This window comes from Collinsella sp. AF31-11 (assembly GCF_003475605.1).
Taxonomy (GTDB): domain Bacteria; phylum Actinomycetota; class Coriobacteriia; order Coriobacteriales; family Coriobacteriaceae; genus Collinsella.
Map to the genome: position 1 here is coordinate 166,236 of NZ_QRQS01000005.1, position 1,017 is coordinate 167,252.

Here is a 1,017-nt window from a genome sequence, read left to right on the forward strand (position 1 = left end):
CCTTGTAGTTGGCCAGCAGCTGCTTGGTGTCCTTGGGCAGGACGCGCTCAGCTACGTCTAATGTTTGACAAACTAGGTGATTTTAATCCGATTGCTTCTTAAACAATTGAATCTAAAACTTAACGTATGTCAAAAAAATTTAAGAGTTTAGCTGCATTTCGACATCATTGTTTTCGCTATACAAGAAAAGATAGTGGGTCGTCTGCTAATGAAGGTATCCCTCGGGTCTTGTGATTGTTTTTACAGCCCCCGAACAGCCCGTCATTCTAGGAGCGTCGGCTTTTGCCGAGAAGTTAGTCCAGCAGAAGGCCAGTTTTCATTAACGTGTGAAAACCTGGCCGGAATGCCTACATAAGTCCCGGATCTATCTATATCGCGCACAACGACGGCGCCCGCACCTACCATACAGTCCGAACAGATGGACACATTGTTGGTCACGCAGCTCCCGATTCCGAGCCAAGTGCGCTCATGGATATCCACAGTGCCCGCAACATGTGCCCCCACGGATATATGAACGTAATTGGCTATTCGACAGTCGTGATCAACCGAAGCACAAGTGTTCACAATCACACCCTTGCCGATAACGGTATCGGAATTAACCACGGCACCAGCCATTACGACGGTGCCCTCACCAATTTCTACGCATCGCCCAATTGTGGCATTAGGATGAACAAGGGTCACTAGTTTGCCATCGATGCTTTCCTGAATCCGTTCTCGCGCCATGGGGTTGCCGATCGCGACAACGTAATCACAGCGGCCTCCGAGCTTTCCGGCCATTGAGGACGTTCCTATAACCGGGAATCCGGCGCATTGCGAAACTGCAGGGTTATCATCAAGAAAGAGAATGTCCGCGTATCCGCACTTCAGCGCGATGTCGGCGATAACCTTTCCATGCCCACTTGCTCCGATTATTACGAGCTTACGTGTGGGGCTGCAGATCGAATGTGACAAAGACACTTCTTAATCCCTCTTAAACAGATCCCTCGTGTACACCTTGTCCGCCACGTCCGCGAGCTC

Annotated in this window: 1 protein-coding gene; it reads right to left on the minus strand. The window is 50.0% G+C overall.

From position 1 onward, the window contains the following. Window positions 1-261 precede the first annotated feature (261 nt). The gene (locus DWZ22_RS10660) at window positions 262-957 is read right to left on the minus strand and encodes an acetyltransferase (RefSeq protein WP_369833842.1); all 696 of its coding nucleotides are present in this window, start codon (window positions 955-957) and stop codon (window positions 262-264) included. Between the last annotated feature and the right edge of the window lie 60 nt (window positions 958-1,017).